The following is an 18,784-nucleotide window of genomic DNA, read 5'->3' on the forward strand; positions in this document are numbered from 1 at the left end:
CGTGTTTGAGTTGCTCGACGTTCCGATTCCGATGACGCTGGTCGGCGGGTAGTCACTAATTTTTGATCTTGGATGCTGAGCTTCCTGGTCAGACCCGCATCAGTCCAGCAAGATCAAGCAAGTTCGGTCTAAGTGACAGTGTGGCCATGGTCCACGGGGACCTGCGCACCCCTGAGAAGGTCTTGGCGCACGAGGACGTTCGCAAGCTGATCGACTTCACCCAGCCGGTGGCCGTTCTCATGATCGCCATTCTGCACTTCGTCACCGACGCGGAGAACCCGGCCGCGATCATCTCGACCATCCGGGATGGCCTGCCTGAGGGCAGCTATCTGGCCATCTCCCACGGCTGCCCGGACGGCATGGAGCCAGACGCTCTTGCCGCGGCGGTGAAGGTGTATGAGAAGGCGTCCGCCCCGTTTACTCCCCGCCCGCGGGAACAGATCACCGCCTTGTTCGACGGCTGGGAGTTGCTGGAGCCGGGCGTGTGCGAGGTTTCGCGGTGGCGGCCGGAGCTGGAACGGGTCGACATCGGCGGGAGCGGCGCCCCTGCGGTGGCCCGGTCGGGCGCGAGGTTCGTCGGTGGTGTGGCGAAGCGATGACCGAAGCGGTGACGACGAAGCTGGGCGGCGATCACGCGCCGGTGGTGGTGGATGGGCCGCTGGCCAGGGTGCGGGCCGCGTTGCAGGCACACCATCTTCTTTCTTACTACCGCGTCGGCGACGACGGTGAGCCGAGGTCTGAGCCCGTCGCGGACGAAGGGGCCGGTGAGGATCTGCGGCTGGTGGTCTTGCATCCGTCCGGAGGCAAGTCCGCGAGCGTGGGCTGGGTGGGCGCGTGTGGCGCTTACCTGCTGCACATCCCGCATGAGGACAGCCAGCACGGCGGACACGCGGTCCTGGTGGAGGGCGAGCGGGCGGCGGCGGGGAGTCTGGCCTTGCTGTGGGGAGTGACGGCCGCTGGTGATCCGGCGGCCGACCGGTTCCGCGAGCTTGAGCGGATCCTGGCCGCGCGTGGGGTCTCGGCGCGGATGGTGGAGGGGGAGAAGGAGGTCCGGCTGGAGGTGGACGGCCGGGAGACGGCGTCGGTGCCGGTGAGCGTGGTCGTGGGCGGCCGGGGCGGGGCCTATCTGGTCTACATCGGCTCGGGCGAGCCAGCCTCGATGCTGATGGCCAGGCATCCGGGCGAGGCTGCCGGGCTGGTCATGCGCGCGATGAACCGGGGGTCTGATGCTTCCCCTGAATGAAGCTCGTCCGGTCTTCGGGATGCCGGTCTCTTCGGTGATTGCCCATGGCGGGGAACTCTTTCGTAACCCGCAGGGTGTCGGTGCGTCTCGATTCGGGCCGTCTGGAGGGTGACCTGCCGATGCCGCTGACGTGGGAATGGGAGATAACCGGGAGGACGGCGACCCGTACACATAACGGGCGCCATGTCGTCGTGACGGCGAGAAACGAGAAGGAGCTCGGGCTGGCGATCAGTAATTGGGAAGCCAGCGAGAGGAAGCGGCTTGCCGATTCCTTGAAGAGCTTGGGTGCCGTCGTGGATCAGGCATTCGATCGTCTCTCCGCACGAATCGGCGATCAATCTGCCGAGGCGGATGCTTCGGGTCAGTCCTGTCCTCGCAGCGTTCCCGCGCAAGACCGGGGAACCTTATGAGTGTTCCCGGGAGGCACGCGATCGATTCCGAGGAACGGGTGCGCCTGCGTGGGGAGGGTGCCACGCTGCGGCAGATCGCCGACGCTGCCGCAGTGCCGATGTCCCCCGTGCGGAAGCGGCCGGCCACCGCGGGGAGGCCGCGCGGGAGGAGGCGGCGGTCTGTCCCTGGTCGCAACGTGAGCGTTGAGCAGGTGGCAGGCCCGTACCAGGCCGGACAGGGCATCCGCGCGATTGCCGCCTCGCTGGGAGTCAGCGTGGGGAAGGTCCGGACGCAACTGGAGGCGGCGGGCATACAGGTCCGGCGGGGTCCCAGGCCCAAGCCGGTGACGGCGGCCGATGAAGATCTGATACGCCGGTACCAGAACGGGGAGAGCATCCGCGTGATAGCCACCTCGCGGCGAACCGATGGCAAGAAGGTCCGGGCGCAGCTGGTGGCGGCGGGTGTGCGGATCCGGCGTCGGCGAGATTCTCGCGGGCTGGCGGAGGTCACCGATGAGGAGTTGGCGGGCCGCTACCAGGCTGGGCAAAGTCTCGGCGTGATAGCCGCCTGGCTGGATGTGGATCGGGGGACGGTGCGGGCGCGGCTGGCGGCGGCGGGCGTGGAGATCCGGCCGCGCGGCCGTATCCGCAAGCCGGTGGACACCTCGGCGAAGCCGAGGCGGGCGCGGAAACAGCTGACGGTCAGTGGGGCGGAGCTGGCGGAGTTGTACCGGGCCGGATCGACCGTAGCCGCCCTGGTGGCGAGGTTCGGGGGGTCTAAGGAGAAGGTTCGGGCGCGGCTGCGGGCTGAGGGGGTCGCGATGCGTCGGCCGGGAAGACGCCGCACCGCTGATGTCGCCGCGCGGTCTGAGTCGTCCGCGGCTCCTGATCGGCCGGTCGGTCAGCGGTCCTGGCCTGGCGGCGAACAATCGGGCAGCGCGCGACCGGCCTTCCGGGAGATGGCTGATGAGGTGATTGCCCCGATCCGGTCGGGCGCGCTTGTGGCGGGGTCGCGCCTCCCGTCTCACCGTAGGCCGACGCAGCAGGCCGTAGCGCCCGGTAACGCGCGTGCTCGCCGGGCGGTGAACCTCCCGCGCCAGGAGGGCCGGCTGGTGACGATCAACAAGACCACCGTCGTCGCCCCGCCGGAGAACCGGCCGGGCCAAAGGGAACAGGACAAGCCGATGAGCGAGGGGACCGGCAGGCCGGGACGGGCGAACCTGATTCGCCAGGACGGCATGACGCCGATATACATGCAGATCGCCGATCTGATCGCCAAGGAGATCGCGAACGGGGACCTCGGCCCTGACGCACCGGTCGCCAGCGCGCGCGAGCTGCAGAGCGAATTCGGGATCGCGCTGATCACTGCACGGAGTGTCCACCGGGAACTATGCGATCGTGGACTCGTCCGTACCGTCCCCGGGGAGGGCACGTTCGTCGGCCCGGCGTGGACGCCGCTCCGGGGGGAGCGTGACAGCGAAAGTGACCGAGCACCGGCGAACGGATCCGGTTCACTGGTTACCGAGCGCCGGATCCGGCGTGACGGCATGGCGCCGATGTATGTCCAGATCGCCGACATCATCGAAGAACAGATCACCAAAGGTGAGCTTGGCCCTGGTGACATGGTGCCGAGCGAGACCGAGCTGAAGCGCGATTTCGGGGTCGCGCAGATGACTGCCCGGCGTGTGCACCGGGAGTTACGTGAGCGTGGGCTCGTCCATACCGTGGCCGGGGAGGGCAGCTTCGTCGGGCCTGAGGGGACGCCGCGACCGGCTTACCTGCAGCCGTTGTACCAGCAGATCGCCAATGACTTGGCCGCTGCTATCTGTGCGGGCAGGCATCGGCCGGGGGACCCGATTACCAGTGAAAGAGATCTGATGGTTGAGTTCGGCGTGGCCAAGGCCACGATCCGGCAGGCGATCGCGTCGCTGCGCCAGGACAAGTGGGTGATCACCGTGCCCTATCGGGGAACTTTCGTGGCGCCTCCGCACTTGTGGCCCGAGCCGCCTCAAGACGTGGGAGGGCCTCCTACCTGCCCGAGTTCGGAGCCCGGCCGGTAGGAGGCCCGACCACCCCCGGGGACCCCTAAGACGTGGTCGGGCCTCTGTCCGCTCCGAGTTCACTGCTTTGCCCGGCTGACAGAGGCCCGACCACCCCCAAGGGGACACAGCGGATCAACGAACCGGCCGTGCCTGGATCCCCAAGCACGTCATGAAGTTGGACAGGAGGCCGACTCTGCGGAAGCGCCGGTAATTCCGCACCAGGGAGGCTGGGTGTTCACGGTCCCCTTTCGGGGACCTTTCATCGCGCCTCGCTGGCACCGGCTGGTTCCGTGAGCAGGCCGTGGGTGAGGAAGCGCGAGAGACCGTGAAACTGCTGGTCTCCGAGCTCGTGACCAACTCCTGTGTGCACTCACGGTCCGGCACGGAGGAAAGGAAGATTGAGTTGCGAGCGGAGTCTCGCGGTGGCCTCGCGCGTGTCGAAGTTACCGATGCCGACTCGGCCACCAATGCGCCCTATCTGGCGCCAGTCCACGGTGACGATGAGGGTGGGCGAGGGCTTCCTCTGGTCGCGGCCATGGCCAATGACCGGGGGGCTCGGAGTGGGATGCGGGGACAGACGACAACCTGGTTCAGCGTCCTGCTCGCCGACGTCGAAAGGTAGATCGGCCGTGTCACCCATCGAAGAGGTCTACGCCCGAATCGATCAGCAATCCGAGGTCATCCTCCGCGACCTGGCCGAGCTCAAGGCCGGGCAGATCGAGATCCGCGACCTGCTCACCCGCGTGGTCGCCCGGCTGGAGGGCGTGCAGTAGGCCGCCGCGATGCTGAGCATCTGTCCATGGCGCCGCGCACCGTCAACTGATGCCGGAGCACCAAGATTTCAATCTCCTGTCACGCTCGCTCCCGGGCAGCAGCCGCAGGAGCAAGAGGGTGTTGGTCACGGCGAGGTGGGCCAAGCGCAGCAGCACAACGGATCATCCTGGCGTTTCCGGTACAGCGCTCGCGACTTCCAGACCGGAGCACGGGATCGCAACCTCCCCGGCGACCTGCACGGATGAATTCTCGGCACCCGCAGTCCCAATCACTCCCTCTCAGCGGTTGTCGCGATCTTGGAACTGGGGGTGGTCTTTGTCCGCTTGCTGGGCCATGTGAAGGGGTAAAGGCAGCACGGTACGGTCGCCCCAGGCAGCGGTCTGGTTGGAGAGACGGGCGGCAAGGGCGATGAGATGCTCCGGGTCCCAGGTTCCTAGGCGGGGGATCGTGTACTCGACGCGGGCGATCGAATGCCAGTTGTCCTTGAGCTTCGTGTGCTGGGCATCGGGGAGAGTGAAGCGGGTGTGGTCGGTGCCGCTCCGGTTACCCCCTCGATGGTTAACGGTGGCTTGTGCGTACATCCAGGAGTTGATGCCGTCCTGGGCGCGGGTGTAGATGGTTGAGCCGGGGAAGAGGGGCTTGCGGTCGGGATCGTCGACGGTGGAGGCCTCGCGTCGTTCGGTCGGGCGGGGGATTTTATCGCTGGAGACCCGGATGACCGCGATGTCGATGCCAGCGGTGTGAAGGGAGTCCCCGGGAAGCGGGCCTTCGCCGAAGGAGTTGTTGCGTAGGCCTGACCAAAGTGAGGCGTTCTCGCCCTCAACGAAGACGACCACACTTCCTTGGTGTTTGAGTTCGGACAAGGCGCCGTCGATGTAGCTTCGGGTGGTGTGTGCTTTGTCGCCGAAACGGGAGAGACCCTTGAGTCCGATGGGGGCGGCCATCCGACGGGCTGCAGCGGTTGAGTACGGCTTCCAGCCTTCAGGGCCGTACATTTCCGCGCGCCAGAAGCTGTCCTGGCCGGGGTTGGCGTGAAGGGCGACGAGACAGACTGAGAGGAGTGCCGGACGTGCGGGTTTACCCCTACGGCGCGGGAATGTGTGTAGGCGGATCTTGACCCCCACCAGGACGGCGTCCCGGCTCAGATGGGCGTGCGCGTTGGACTTGGGTGAGACGGCTTGGGCGAGACGGTTGTCGGTGAGTCCCGCACCGCGTAGGAGATCGGCCAGAGCGGCTTGTGTTGCGTAGTCGTCGCGATCTGCCAGCGGTGGATCGGGCTCGCCCGCTTCGCGGGCTCTCTTGCGGGCAGTCCGTTCTGGGATCGTGAGTGTGCGTTCGGGTGTTCCTCCGTTGTCTCCGCCGATGAGGGCTTGCAGGGGGATCCCGCGTCCTCCGAGCAGTGCGCGGAGGAGGTGCTTGGCGTCCTGCTGCTGGCCGTCGTCGGAGCCTGTGACGGGTCCCTGGGTTTCTGCGAGCACGGCGATCAGCAGGTCGGGGTCAGGTTGCAGGCAGGGGAGGGCGTTGGCGATCGGCGTACGGTCATGTGTGCCGTGAACAACGAGTTCGGGCGCGTGGCAGCACATGATAGACACGCCGTCGGCCAACATGTGTGATGGACCGTCTGCGATCGTCTGGAGGTCTGGCCGCTGGAAGCTGCGTGCTGCCTGCCAGAGGACCCGTGCGCGGAACTCCGGGTCGTTGTAGAGGACGACCAATCGCAGCGACTGCCAACCTGCTGCAGCGAGAGCCGGCCGGATCTTGTCTGGGCTCATCACGGTGGGGAAGTCCGGACGCGGCGTGGTGATACGCGTCGCCTGGTAGGTGATCGGTGAGGTGCCGAGGACGTTCGCGGCGTGGTCGGCGAGGTGAAGCAGGAAGCGAGCGCCGGGGCCGGTGCCGATGGGGTGTCGGTCGGCCTGGTGGATCGGTCGGACCGGACCGAGGTCGGTGTCGAAGTTCAGGGCGGCGAGCTCCGGCAGCGGCGCGAGGCCGAATGCCTCCACGATCTGTGCGGTCGCGCCGAGATATGACACGGACTCGGGGGAACTGGCCGCTGGGATATCGGGACTCGTGCGGTGCGGCCATTTGACCTTGACGGGAGTTTTGAGGATCACGGCGCCTGCGGCGGGGGGAGTCACGTACAGGTTCTTCACGCCGCTCCAGCTGGCGGCGGTGCGGGTGATATTGGCGTCGAGGAATGCGACGAATTCCGAGGCTCCTGGGAGCGTGCCAACCTCGACGGAGATCTTGTGCATGGCATGTCCTGTGACGGATCGGCGCTCGCCGGTTTCGGTATCGTCCCACGCAGCGGTGCGGGAAATCTGGTCATTCCATGACAGGAGATTGCCGTCAGAATCGAGGTCGAAGCGGATCGGCGTAGCTCGGCCAGGAACAATGAACGGCTGAGCGGCCAGCCGTGCCGCGATGTTCCACCCGGCCACCTCTCGGATCCAACCTGGCCCGGTGATGCGGCCTGAAGCGTCGCGATCTATGAGGCCTGCGAGGCAGTAGGCGCCGGACTCACTCGGCTCGAGAAGCAAGGAGAGGGTGTCTCCCGCGCCCACGGGTAGCCGGGTCTGCCATTCGCGGAACAGCATAGTCAGGGTGTCGGACATGACAGGCTGCGGCGTGATGATCAAGGCTTGCCCGGGCCAAGGGCCTTTGCTGTCTGGTTCAGTGGGCCCGATGAATACCATGCGCTGGCCGGTCACGGCGCGCGCTGCGGTGGTCAATGACGCTGTGGGTTTCTGATGGTCCTGGGGAGCACGGGTGGGCAGCGCCCGCCACGCTCGGGCGAATGCCTTCCCCAAGGGTGTGATGTAAACCTTTCCGAGCAGGTCGTCGCTCACGGGGAACGCCAGCGTGCGCAGGAATCCAAGGGCGGCCGCGGTCACGGGGCCTCCTCGGCCAGGTCGAAGACGGCCCGGGTGACCGTGGTGCCGTAGATACGTTCCAGCAATTTAAGGTCCCCGGTCTGTTGCCAGTGATTTCGGAGTTGGCCGACGAGATATGGCAGCGACGATTTCTCGGGGCCGTTGGTGAATGCGGCATCGGCGAGATACAGGTCGCCGTGGGCTCCTCCGCGGCGAGCGCGCCCGCCGAGCTGAATCATCTGAACGATCATCGTGGCGACGATGGACATCCGGATGCGTTCACTGAGCGAATGGAAGTAGTGGTGGTTGGCTCGGATCTCCTCGAACGCTTCGCCGGCTCTGACTCGGAGGGCTTCGAGGGCTGCCGCAGGATCGGCACTCGGCGCTGTCCCGGTGTAGCCGAAAGCGCTGATGAGCGACAGCAGAAGTTTGGCGTCGTCCATCACTGGGATGGGCCGCACCGCGAGGATGACGGGGCCGAGCAGAGACCGGCCCTGCTTGTCGACGATGTTGATGCCGCGTTCGGCGAGCGGCAGCGGCACGATCAGCACTGTCCCCGGGCTGTCCTCAGGAAAGCGCTCCAGGTCTGAGATAGGCAGCGGCATCCATCGGGGGGTGCGGGTGGGCGGCGCCCAGCCGTCCTGGACCGCGACGCGGATCTCTTCGGCGGGGGCTCCGGCGTCGATCATGGAGTCAGCGAGTTGAAAGGCGCCTTGATAGGCGGTCACACCGATGAGAGCGTGTGCTTGGTGCCGGGTGGCTGGATCGGCGCGTAGCGTTTCGAGCATTGGTTGAAGACGGCGCCATAGCGCGGCGCCCATCCGGAAGTGAGCATGATCACGGGCTGCTCCGGAGGTGCCACTGATCTTGATGATTTCGCCGTCACCGTCATACAACGGCAGGTATCGGATGGTCAGTCCGCCTTCACCGATATCGTCGGGCAGGTACCAGGAAGGCTTCGCCATCACGTGATGCAGAGAAGCCATAGGCAGATATGCGGTTGCGGACATACCGATCACAATTCTTCTACGGCCAGCGTAACCGAGGGCTGTCGTGTCGCCGAGATAGGCCGTGTGGGAGTGCGGGTCGCCGCTGAACGACGTCACCGCCAGGGAGGTGTCCCTGAACGAGACCGGGTTGTGTTTCTCGGTGAACGCGAACAGTTGGCGCCCCAATGGACCGTATGGGGAGGCTCTCCAGCCGCGTTGGTTGGCGAACGCGTCGGTGAGTTTGTCCCCGGCGACGACACCAGCGGCCTGGAGGTGCGCCGCAGAGTAGCTGATGGTATTGAGGAAGCCACGGATCTTCTCGAGGTAGGCACGTCGCATCGCATACTGGACGGACATGGCGACCTTCCAGTTCTCCGATGTCACGCGGGCCTGAGTGTCCTCTTCGTTCTCCGGCGGCGGGGCGGGAGCCGTGTCGCTTCCGGCATCTGAGGGTGGGCTGACCATGGATTTGAAGATCTTGGTAAGTCTCCCCGCCTCGGCCTCCAATCGGTCCGACCCGTCAGTGAGATCGGTGATTCGCGCGAGAACGTCGTGAAGTTCATCCAAGCCCGCTGGAAGCCCGGGCTCAGTGAAAGGCTTCGGGTCTCTCTCATAGAGGGCCGCGATGAGGTCCATCTGCTCCTGTGTGATGCGTTGGTCTTCTGGCATTCCGAACACCAGATGAGCCAGCCAGGCATCCCAGCGACGGGGCACTGCCAGCTCGAGGGTGGACACTCCGGCTGCCGTTTCGCTGCCCCTGGGGGACAAAACTCCTCTAGCCAGGTGGGAAACGTAGGAGCTGGACAGCCAGGCGAGGTGTGAAACGGACGGATGGATGACCTTCTCGATCACGCTGTCCAGGTGAAGGGCGTTGATGCGGAACTGGGTTTCGAGGTCCCGGGTGAGATCGTTGGGCGCCCCGTATTTGGACAAGACTGCAGCTCCGCTGGCCTGCTCGAAGCCTGTGGACTGCATTCCGTCGACCTCGTCGATGAGCACGAAATGGCTGTGATTGAGGATGTGCTCTTCTACTCGAAGGTCATCCCGGACCAGGCCCGAGGTGTCAAGGACTCGGGTGTGGATCTTTCCGAGCAGGAAATTGTGATGGCTGGTGACAATGATCTCGGCAGTGATCGCGGCGCGGTGGTGGCGGAACTTGCCGCATCCCGCCTGCCAGGGACAGATGTGCCGCTGGGGTTTATCGTGCGGTGCACGGACGGCTTTCAGGTCGGTGCACGGCTCCCGACCGGGCTGCCAGGCATCAACGGTTTGATCAACCGAGGCGGTGGCTACGATAGCGCATGAATAGGACATCTCAGCGAAGGCCCAGTCTCGATCGGCCTTCGAACTACTCTGAGCGGAGGCCGCTGACTCAGCGAATGTCTGCATGCGGGCCGGGGAGATCAGCGGGACGACATCTGCAGTCTCGCCAAGGGTCTCTAGGTCTCTGCGCAGGCGACGAACTGCGGCGGCGACTTGGGCGTTCCTAGTGACCACCAGCGACATGCGCAAGCTGTTGCGGGCGGCCCAGCATGCCAGCAACTCAGACAGGACGTTCTTGCCGACGCCGGTGGGCGCATGCAGGATCCGCAGGGGTCCTGAGGTGACTTTCCAAAGATCACCGACCAGGGCGCCGTCTCCATCGCGGAGTTCGGTATGGAAGGTCTTGACTGCAGTTGTGCGGTGCTTCTCGCCATAGGCTGAATCTAGGGTCTCGGCGATGTCCTTGAGCTCGCTGAATGGCACGGTGAGTTCGAGCGCGTCGGCTGCCGGTGCGCGCGGTGGAATCCGCTGGCCGTCGGCTTTTCGGGCGGTGATCGTGTAGTGGGCGGTGATCAGTCGCCCACTCGGACTGTGAGCGTCACGGATCGGTATGTCCGCGAAGTACTGGCCCGCAGTGGCCTCCTTGCGGGCGCGATCACGTCTTCTCGCCGCCTTCTGAGCGACATGGTCCAGCCGGTCGAGCAGACTATCGATCGTGCCGTCCTGCCCTCGGCCGGGCATGACAATGAGGGTATCGTCCCCGTCTCGGACGAATTCTGGCGTCTCATTCCGTGCGAGGGTGTAAGCCACGTTCTCGACGACCACGACCCGGCTAGCGAAATGCCGTGGCCGGTGTCGCAAGACCCTTGCGATCCGGTGTTCCTGCACTGGGCCCAGGTTGCCCCACTGCTCCCACAGATGAAACTGGCCGGTGAGCAGGAAGTGCACATCAGCGATGTGTACGCGGCATCGCCAGCTTTCCTGCGCAGGAGAGCGGTTGGGGAAAAGCTCAGCTGCGAGGAGAACCGCGGCACGGATTACCAGGGGTGTGATGGCTTCTTCTTTGCGGGTGATCATCTGCCGCCCCTGAGCCTGGTTGTGATCATGCGTTTGAAGGCGGAGACGGTGTGGACGTTGTATCGATCCTTCGGTAGGTGCTCGCGGAGCGTCGCGGCGGTTGCCTTGTAGTGGTCGGTGACTACGATGTGCTCGGCGGCAGGCGGGTCGGAGATGATTTTCCGTGCGTCAGCTACGTCCTTCAGGTCCACTCGCAACACCTGGCCATCAGGCATGTGCACGCCGATGTCGTAGTCGTCCTTTTCGGGCCACGGTTCGGCGGTGACGCCTGGTTTGGCGTTGAGCCAGTCGGTCAGGAGGACTTCGGCGAGTCCGGGGACACTGATGAACCGCCAGACTCCCCAGCGCAGACAGTAGATTCCCTCGGCATCCATACGAGCGACCGACACCGGTCCGTTAATGGCTTCCGGCGCTTGTCCTCTACCTCGGGCCTGCAGGAAATAGCGGTGCACGCCATGTGGTGGGTACTGGCAGCGCAGTGACGAACCATGCACCTGCATGGGGTAGCGGCAGCCAGGACACGGCCACCAGAACTTCCGGTCCCTCACGGATACGGTCCGGTCTCCGCCGATCGGTTCGTAGACGTCGAGTCGTGGGGCGCCGCGCCTGCTGTATTCCATAAGCAGAGCGGTCTCGGCGCCCGTGGGAACCTCGATCAGCATCCGCCGGCCAGCCGCATACTGCGCCTGGCTTCCTGAGTTGATCGCGGTGAACGCGCTGCGCTCTGCCTGTTCGCGGGTCTGGTGTGACCAGGGCGGGAGCCATTGCTGACCGGTGTCTAGAACTCCGTCGCTGTCGAACAGAGCCTCGGTGTACTCCGAGCCATAGTCGATGGCTTCGTCCGTCAGGACATCGCTGTGGAGGACGATCAGTTGTCGCAGCGGCTGCGGAACCATGTCCCCATCAAGGGGCGCCCAGTCGCCGAGCGGCGTGGACAGCACTTGGACGAAGTCGGCTGGAGTGGCCGGACCTTCACCAGGCTGCAGGCAAGACAACACGACGCCGTGCATGCGGCAGATCTCTCGCCACGCTCGGTCATCGTCATGGCGTAGCGTCCAGGCCAGCTCGCACACATGCTGTGGCCAGCCGACGGGTGGCGTGGTTTCGCGCAGGAAAACGTTCCATGTTGAGTTACTCTCCGATACCACGCTCCGGCCTCAGCCGTTGGAGCGCACAGGAACTTCTTCCGATTGCGCGGAAGAATCCGGAATGGATTGACTAGCCGAGAACCTACACAAGGTCACCGGTCAAACACAGGGAAACCGAAGAACTGGTCTGGACTCGCCAGAGTCGGATACCGAAGCCAGCCCCCAGCCGCACTGTCTGGAGGGTGTTGGAGCGTAGGGTGCCGGTGATCCTTTCGCAGTGTGCGTTCGCTTTCGGCCTGCTGTGGACTTTGAGGACGTGCAGACCAGCGTCAGCGAAGACCGCGTCGAAGGTGTCGGTGAACTGGCCGCCGTGGTCGCGGATCAGGAACGATGTACTCGGCCTGAACCGCCAGGAACTTGTTTCCATGTTGGGCCACTGCGGCGTGGAACCGGGGCGATCCCGGCCAGGTTCAAGATGGTCCACACGGTAGACGCGGCGATCGTATGACCGAGGCGGATGAGTTCCGCCGTGGATGCGGCCGGTGGCCCCACGTGGGATTTTCGGCGGCCATGCGCAGGACGAGGGCCTTGACCGCAGCTGCGGTGGGTGGCCGCCCGGGATGGCGACGTTCGCTGTAATCCCACTTGTCGCCACGAGGTTACGGTGCCAGGCCAGCACGGTAGCGGGGGCCATCGGGAAGATCTTCACCCAGCGGCGGCGAGGCAGCAGGTGCGAGAGTGCCCCGAACCACAGGCGGTCGGCTGGTTCTCCGCGCACTCATAGGACCTGACGGCGCAGGACCGCGTTCTGATGTCGTAGCACCAGCAGTTCCGCCTCCTTGGAGACATCGCACCAGAACAGCTGTGCGGGCAGCGACAGCAGGCGTCGAGTGACGGCATACACCCTGGACAAGATCACGAAAGATGATCCCAGGCGACCCGGACCAGCCGCTCAACGCCCTGGGAGTTCCCGATCCCCACGACGAAGGATTCAGCGCCGGAGATGATTCGTGTTCTCGAAGCCTCACCCGAACATGGACGCGTAAACTCCAGGTGAGAGGAAGGAGTGACGATGAGCGCAACGTACGGCATGTCGCCTCCTGCTCGTTCGGACGACGCGCATCCGTTGCGGACGATCCGGGAGATCCGCGCGTCCTTGCCCCGCGACCAACTCGCCCACTTCGACGCCGAGCTCGCCGAGACCGACATCTCCGAGCTGGAATCGATGCTCACCCGTTGGGCCACGCTCGCCAACGACGGCTTCGAGGAGTTCCTCCTCTCGGCTCCGTTCGAGGACCTGGATTTCGGGGGCCGCTCCTACGATGAGCGACCGGAGAGCGAGTGATCTACTTCCTCAACACCAACGTGGTAGCCGAGCTCACGACCAGGCCGAAACCCAATCCGAACGTCATCGCCTGGTTCCGAACGATCCCCACGCCGAATCTTTACCTGAGCGTCCTCACCGTCGCCGAGATCGAAGCAGGTGTCGCAGCCGTCGCTGATCCTCTGCGCAAGGCGCGGTACGGCCAGGCGCTGGCCCAGATCCGGATCGACTATCAGGGCCGGATCGCCCTGATCGGCGAGCGGGAGGCAGGGGCGTACCTGGCCATCCATAAGACGCTCAAGAGCGCCGGGACAAGCATCGACCCGCCCGACGCCCTGATCGGCGCGACCGCCGTGGCCAACAACTGGACGCTGGCCACCCGCAACACCAAACACCTGGCCCGAACAGGTGCCCGCATGGAGAATCCGTGGGAGGAACGTTCGGCGTAGAAATTCAGAGTCAAGAGCACGTAATCGCGCTTTAATCCGTAGGTTCAGGGTTCGAATCCTTGGCGCACCACCAGTCTCTCCGCAGGTAAATGGCCTAAACATTGATCCGACAGTCAGGGTTCCGCGCCGCCTGACCTTGATCATGTTCCCCGGTGTTCCCGCACCCAAGCTCTCGTCGATTCTTGACAAGTCCTGCGAGTTGCGCTGGACGTTGTCGCGCGTGACCCGGTCCCCAGAAATCCCGCAAAGCGCCCTGACCGACGCCAGCCGACACAAACCCCGCAAGCGCCACGCGGCTCCCAAACCGAAGCGCATGAACAAGGCGGAGCTCAATCAGCGCATCCGGCACGACGCCGAAACTGAGGGGCCCTCCATGAGAGCACTGGTCAAAAGGCATCGAGTCGCCTGCGGACCGTCCGAGCCGCCCTGGCCAACCCCGAACCCCCCGGAAACACTGCCATGTTCGTCCATCAATTATCGATGCTGTCCAACAACTCATCGACTCCATGATCGACGCTGGACACAGGCCGAAGCAGATCTGGAAGCGGCTTATGGATCATAACAGCGGTCGTGACAACGGCGCCCGCATAGCCGGGCGCCACATCCAGCCAGCGAAGGGAACGCGACGAACCCACCGTCGCGTTCCCTTCCGGCGTTACCAGGGTGTCCCGCAGGCCGGCCAGGCCGACCCCGACCGCCTTGACGTACGCCTCCTTGGCGCACCAAAACCGGAAATATCCCTCTACGGGGGACGCGGCCCGGGTCAGGTGGTCGATCTCGGCGGGCTGGTACAGGTGCCGGGCCATGGCCAGGTGATCCAGGTCGTGCCGGACGCGCTCGACGTCGACGCCCACCCGCAGGCCCGGCGGAGCCACCGCGATCAGCGCCCACTCCTCCGAGCGCGACAGGTTGAAGTCGATCGGGTGGCCGACCAGGTACGGCCGGCCGTTGTGCTCCGTACCGAAGACGAGCCTGGCCGGCGGCACGCCGCTGAGCCGGCCGAGGACCGCGCGCAGGGCGTTGTGGGCGACCGTGAAGCGGCGGCGCTCGACCGGGCTGGCCAGCGCCGCCGCGCGGTCGCGTTCCGGGCCGGAAAGCGGCGAGGTCCACCTCGCGCCGTCCGGCTGATCGAGGTGGACCCGCCACACGCAGGGGTCCTTCACATCCATTTGAGCAGGGCTTTGGAGATGAGCTTGTGGGTCAGCGCGGCCTGCTCGAACACCGCGAAGTGGCCGCCGACGAACGGCTGGAGCTCGTACTCCCCGGAGGTCTGCTCCCCCCACGGCGTCACGGTGTCGGCCTTGATCCGGGAGTCGTCGGTGCTGGGCATGGCCGTGATGGGCAGGTCCAGCGGCTTCTCGTCGCGGTACTCGTAGGTCTCCTTGATGGTGAAGTCGGCGACCACGGCCGGGAGGATCATGTCCAGCACGCCGGGGTCGGCCAGCAGCCACTCCGGCGTGCCGCCCAGCTGGCGCAGCATCGACACGACCTCGGTCCTGCTCATCTGCCCGACCGGCTTGCCGTCCTCGTAGGCGAGCTGCGGGGCGACCGAGCCGGACACGAACAGGTGCACCGGCGGGGGGCCGCCGCGGCGGCGGATCTCGCGGGCCAGCTCGAACACGACGAGCGCGCCGAGGCTGTGGCCGTACAGGGCGTATCTGCGGTTGACCGAGCCGAGCGAGACGTCGGCCAGGACGACCTCGGCGAGGTCGGCGACCAGCGGGCCCATCCGGTCGTAGGCGGGTTCCCTCAGCCTGCTGTCCCGGCCAGGGAGCTGGATCGGCTGGACGGCCACCCCGGGCAGGACGCGCTGCCAGCTCCGGAAGGTGGAGGCGGCACCGCCGGCGTGCGGCAGGCAGTAGAGCGCGAGCGCGCCGGGTCCGGCACCGGTCTGGCTCGCGAACGGCATCCACCGGCTGATCGGATCACTGTTCATCGATGATCTCCAGCTGGACGTACGGCGGGGGCGGCTGGACGGTGGACAGGTCGGCCTCGAGCACCACGTGCGCGCCGTTCCTCGCGACCTCGCGGAACCCGGCGAAGGCGTAGGTGACCTGCATCATCCGGTTCCGGCCCGTCTCCACGAAGTCGGCCTGCACGGACGCGCCGGCCGCCTGGGCCAGCCGCATGATGTGGTTGAGCAGCACCATGCCGACGCCGCGGGACATCACCCGGCAGGACATCAGCATCATGTTGAGCCGCCACACCCGCTCGCCCTTCTCCACCAGGGCGAGGCCGATCTTGCCGTAGCTGCCGAACCGGTCGGTCAGGGAGGCGACCAGCAGCAGGTGTCCTGCGGACTCGCGGAGCTCGTCCAGCTCCTCGTAGGAGTAGGTGCGGCCGGTCGAGTTGAGCTGGTTGGTGCGGACCGTCAGCTCCTCGGCCCGCTGCAGGTCGTCCCGTACGGCGGAGGCGATGGTGAACCGCATCTCCAGACCGGCCAGGAACTCCTCGTTGGTGCCGACGAAGTCGGCCTCCAGCTCGTCCCGGGCGGCCTGGCCCTGGTACATGATGCGGCGCTGGGCGGACTCGTCGGTGACGAACCGGGGGATGAACTCCGGCCGGGTCAGGGCCTCCTCCAGGTCCAGGATGTCGACCAGGGTGACGGCGGGCAGGCTGTGGCCGACCTCGCCGCGCTCGAACTCCTGGTCGTCGACGAACGCGAACGCGTCCAGGCCGAGGTTGAGCGCCTTCGCGATGTGCGCGATCGAGTCGGACTTGGGGTTCCAGCTGATCTGCGGGTGCAGGAACATGTCCTCGATGCCGAACTCGCGCAGTTTCTCCAGCACGGCGTCGCGGTCGTTCTTGCTGGCGATCGAGTGCAGCACGCCCATCTGGTCGAGCCGGTGGATGTGCGCCACCACCGCGGGCCGCAGGGTGACGTCGCCGTCCTCCAGCAGCACGCCGTCCCAGAGCGTGTTGTCCAGGTCCCAGACCACGCACTTGATCCGGCCCCGGATCGGCTTCGCCGGGACGACAAGGGGCGTTTCGTCGACCACGGTCATCAGATGATCTCCCGTTCTGCCTGGCCAGCGATGGTGATGCGCTGGATCTCGTTGCTGCCTTCGATGATCTCCATGACCTTGGCGTCCCGGTACAGCCGCGCCACCGGGTAGTCGGGGCTGCATCCGTTCGCGCCGTGGATCTGGACCGCCTCGGACGCGTGCCGGGCGGCGGCGGTGGAGGCGAAGTACTTCGCCACCCAGGTCGCCATGATCGTGGACGCCTCGCCGGCGTCCTTGAGCCGACCGGCTTCCGCGACGAGCAGGCGGGCCGCCCGCGCGTCGGTGACCATGTCGGAGAGCTTCGCCTGGATCAGCGGCAGGTCCTTGAGCAGCGACCCGCCGACGGTGCGGCGGGAGGCGTACGCGGCGCACGCCTCCAGGGCGGCCTGGATGATGCCGACAGACCCGGTCGCCACGCTGTAGCGGCCGAGGTCCAGGGTGCCGGTCAGCACCATGCCGGCGGTGAAGCCGCTCGGGCCGAGCAGCGCGTCCGGGCCGAGCGCGACCTCGCGGAAGGAGACCTCCGCGATCAGCGACGCCCGGGTGCCGAGCATGTCCTCGATCGGGGTGACCTCGACGCCGGGGGTGTTCCTGGGGACCAGGAACGCGCCGATGCTGGAGGCCGTGCGGGCGAACACCAGGAACAGGTCGGCCCGCTGGCCGTTGGTGATCCACTTCTTGACGCCGTTGAGCGTCCACCCGCCGTTCCGCGCCACGACGTTGGTGGCGATCCCGGACGCGTCGCTGCCGGCGCCGGGCTCGGACAGGCAGAACGCGGCGAGCACGTCCCCCCGGCTGAGCGCCGGCGCCCACCGCTCGCGCTGGGCCGGGCTGCCCCACCGCTGCACCGCCCACGACACCATCGTGTGCACGGTGAGCAGGCTGCGGACCGAGGAGCAGCCCCGGCCCACCTCCTCGTGGACCTCGCCGAGGGTGACCAGGTCCATCCCGGCGCCGCCGGCCTCCGGGGGGAGGAAGGGGGCCCAGAGCCCGGCGGCGGTCATCCGCTCCAGCAGCTCCTCGGGCACGCGGCCCTGCCGGTCGTACGCGTCGGCGTACGGGGCGATGTGGGTGTCGACGAACGCGCGGGCGGACGTCCGGTCGGTGACCTGGAGCGTGTCCGGCGCGATCTCAGCCAGGGTCGTCATGTCAGACCCGCGCGGGGGTGAGCCGGCCCACCAACTCCGCCATGGTGTTGGCGGTCCTGAAGTTGTCGATCTTCAGCTCGTCGTTGGGGATGGTGATGCCGAACGTCTTCTCGATGAACATCACCAGCTCCATCGCGAACAGCGAGTTCACGAAGCCCAGGGCGAAGATGTCCTGGGACTCGTCGATGTCCGCCTGCGGGTAGCGGGCGCGGACGAAGTCGAGGATCTGGTCCTTGGTGTTGTCAGACATGGCTGGCTCCTTAGTTGTAGGTGTAGAAACCCCGGCCCGACTTGCGGCCGTGCAGGCCCGCGTCGGTCATCTGCTTGAGCAGCGGGCAGGGACGGTACTTGCTGTCGGCGTAGTGCTCGTAGAGCACCTCGACGCTGTAGAGGATGGTGTCGACGCCGATCAGGTCGGCCGTCTCCAGCGGGCCCATCGGGTGGCCGAAGCAGCTCCGGAACACCTCGTCGACCGACTCGGCGGTGGCAACGCCCTCGTGCACGAGGAACGCGGCCTCGTTCACGGTGAGCATCAGGACCCGGTTGGACACGAAACCGCAGGCGTCCTTGACGTCGATCGCCTTCTTGCCCATGGCGGCCAGCAGGTCGCGGGTGCGCTCGACGGTCTCGGCGGTGGTGTGGACGCCGGGGATCAGCTCGCACGCCGGCTTGGCCGGGACCGGGTTCATGAAGTGCACCCCGACCACCTTGTCCGGGCGGCCGGTGACGGCGGCGACCTTGGTGATCGGGATCGCGGAGGTGTTGACGATGAAGATGGCGTCGGGCCCGCAGACCGCGTCCATCGTCTCGTACACCGACCGCTTGACGTCCCAGTTCTCCGTCACGTTCTCGATGACGACGTCGGCCTTGGCGACCGCCTCGGCGCCCACCGCGGTGGTGATCCGGGACAGCACGTCGTCGGGGTCCAGGACCGGGCCGCCCATCAGGCCGCTCATCCTGGCGTTGCGCCAGATGGTGCCGCGGGCCGCCGCGAGGATCTCCTCGCTCGTGTCCACCAGCACCACGTCGTGGCCGGTCTGCGCCAGGTTCTGGGCGACGCCGACGCCCATCACGCCGGCGCCCACTACACCGATAACTGTCATGGCTTCTCCGTTTCTCT

Annotated in this window: 17 protein-coding genes; 7 read left to right on the top strand and 10 right to left on the bottom strand. The window is 66.2% G+C overall.

The annotated features are described in order from the left end of the window. Window positions 1–146 precede the first annotated feature (146 nt). The 5 genes from ABGB08_RS04230 (at window position 147) to ABGB08_RS04250 (ending at window position 4,447) form a co-directional block, all read left to right on the top strand. Window positions 147–599, top strand: a complete 453-nt coding sequence (locus ABGB08_RS04230) for an SAM-dependent methyltransferase (protein WP_347586448.1) — start codon at window positions 147–149, stop codon at window positions 597–599. Beyond that, on the top strand, window positions 596–1,243 hold the full coding sequence (locus tag ABGB08_RS04235; protein ID WP_347586453.1) for a hypothetical protein: 648 nt from the start codon (window positions 596–598) through the stop codon (window positions 1,241–1,243). The genes ABGB08_RS04230 and ABGB08_RS04235 overlap by 4 nt, the downstream gene beginning before the upstream one ends. Window positions 1,244–1,323: 80 nt before the next feature. Beyond that, window positions 1,324–1,653, top strand: a complete 330-nt coding sequence (locus ABGB08_RS04240) for a hypothetical protein (protein WP_347586455.1) — start codon at window positions 1,324–1,326, stop codon at window positions 1,651–1,653. A gap of 176 nt (window positions 1,654–1,829) precedes the next feature. Then, window positions 1,830–3,692: a GntR family transcriptional regulator gene (locus ABGB08_RS04245; protein ID WP_347586457.1), complete on the top strand. Its 1,863-nt coding sequence runs from the start codon at window positions 1,830–1,832 to the stop codon at window positions 3,690–3,692. 611 nt (window positions 3,693–4,303) lie between these two features. Further along, window positions 4,304–4,447: a hypothetical protein gene (locus ABGB08_RS04250; protein ID WP_347586459.1), complete on the top strand. Its 144-nt coding sequence runs from the start codon at window positions 4,304–4,306 to the stop codon at window positions 4,445–4,447. A gap of 279 nt (window positions 4,448–4,726) precedes the next feature. Here ABGB08_RS04250 and ABGB08_RS04255 read toward each other — a convergent pair whose 3' ends face one another. The 4 genes from ABGB08_RS04255 to ABGB08_RS04270 all read right to left on the bottom strand — a co-directional run bounded on the left by ABGB08_RS04255 (window position 4,727) and on the right by ABGB08_RS04270 (window position 12,657). After that, window positions 4,727–7,342, bottom strand: coding sequence for an RNaseH domain-containing protein (locus ABGB08_RS04255; protein WP_347586461.1), 2,616 nt, complete (start codon window positions 7,340–7,342; stop codon window positions 4,727–4,729). Further along, complete coding sequence (locus ABGB08_RS04260) at window positions 7,339–10,650, bottom strand: hypothetical protein (protein WP_347586463.1); 3,312 nt, start codon at window positions 10,648–10,650, stop codon at window positions 7,339–7,341. The genes ABGB08_RS04255 and ABGB08_RS04260 overlap by 4 nt, the downstream gene beginning before the upstream one ends. Beyond that, on the bottom strand, window positions 10,647–11,798 hold the full coding sequence (locus ABGB08_RS04265) for a hypothetical protein (protein ID WP_347586465.1): 1,152 nt from the start codon (window positions 11,796–11,798) through the stop codon (window positions 10,647–10,649). Before ABGB08_RS04265 ends, ABGB08_RS04260 begins: the two co-directional genes overlap by 4 nt. 718 nt (window positions 11,799–12,516) lie before the next feature. Next, window positions 12,517–12,657: a hypothetical protein gene (locus tag ABGB08_RS04270; RefSeq protein ID WP_347586467.1), complete on the bottom strand. Its 141-nt coding sequence runs from the start codon at window positions 12,655–12,657 to the stop codon at window positions 12,517–12,519. Between the two features lie 153 nt (window positions 12,658–12,810). Between ABGB08_RS04270 and ABGB08_RS04275 the strand changes: the two genes are divergently transcribed. Further along, the gene (locus tag ABGB08_RS04275; protein WP_347586469.1) at window positions 12,811–13,083 is read left to right on the top strand and encodes a hypothetical protein; all 273 of its coding nucleotides are present in this window, start codon (window positions 12,811–12,813) and stop codon (window positions 13,081–13,083) included. After that, entirely contained in the window at window positions 13,080–13,511 is a 432-nt protein-coding gene (locus ABGB08_RS04280; RefSeq protein ID WP_347586471.1) for a type II toxin-antitoxin system VapC family toxin, read from the top strand. The genes ABGB08_RS04275 and ABGB08_RS04280 overlap by 4 nt, the downstream gene beginning before the upstream one ends. A 470-nt stretch (window positions 13,512–13,981) precedes the next feature. On the opposite strand, the gene ABGB08_RS04285 is transcribed toward ABGB08_RS04280, so the two are convergent. The 6 genes from ABGB08_RS04285 to ABGB08_RS04310 are packed head-to-tail and all read right to left on the bottom strand — an operon-like array spanning window position 13,982 to window position 18,767. Next, window positions 13,982–14,659: a 4'-phosphopantetheinyl transferase superfamily protein gene (locus ABGB08_RS04285; protein WP_347586473.1), complete on the bottom strand. Its 678-nt coding sequence runs from the start codon at window positions 14,657–14,659 to the stop codon at window positions 13,982–13,984. Window positions 14,660–14,670: 11 nt separating this feature from the next. After that, a complete protein-coding gene (locus tag ABGB08_RS04290; RefSeq protein ID WP_347586475.1) occupies window positions 14,671–15,447 on the bottom strand; it encodes a thioesterase domain-containing protein in 777 nt (258 codons plus the stop codon). Beyond that, a complete protein-coding gene (locus tag ABGB08_RS04295; RefSeq protein ID WP_347586477.1) occupies window positions 15,437–16,516 on the bottom strand; it encodes an HAD-IIIC family phosphatase in 1,080 nt (359 codons plus the stop codon). Before ABGB08_RS04295 ends, ABGB08_RS04290 begins: the two co-directional genes overlap by 11 nt. Further along, the gene (locus ABGB08_RS04300; RefSeq protein WP_347586479.1) at window positions 16,516–17,664 is read right to left on the bottom strand and encodes an acyl-CoA dehydrogenase family protein; all 1,149 of its coding nucleotides are present in this window, start codon (window positions 17,662–17,664) and stop codon (window positions 16,516–16,518) included. The genes ABGB08_RS04295 and ABGB08_RS04300 overlap by 1 nt, the downstream gene beginning before the upstream one ends. Before the next feature lies 1 nt (window position 17,665). Next, the gene (locus tag ABGB08_RS04305; RefSeq protein ID WP_155349075.1) at window positions 17,666–17,914 is read right to left on the bottom strand and encodes an acyl carrier protein; all 249 of its coding nucleotides are present in this window, start codon (window positions 17,912–17,914) and stop codon (window positions 17,666–17,668) included. Between the two features lie 10 nt (window positions 17,915–17,924). Further along, the gene (locus tag ABGB08_RS04310; RefSeq protein ID WP_347586482.1) at window positions 17,925–18,767 is read right to left on the bottom strand and encodes a 3-hydroxyacyl-CoA dehydrogenase NAD-binding domain-containing protein; all 843 of its coding nucleotides are present in this window, start codon (window positions 18,765–18,767) and stop codon (window positions 17,925–17,927) included. Between the last annotated feature and the right edge of the window lie 17 nt (window positions 18,768–18,784).

Origin of the sequence: Acrocarpospora sp. B8E8 (assembly GCF_039871605.1) — a bacterium.
Classification (GTDB): Bacteria; Actinomycetota; Actinomycetes; order Streptosporangiales; family Streptosporangiaceae; genus Acrocarpospora; species Acrocarpospora macrocephala.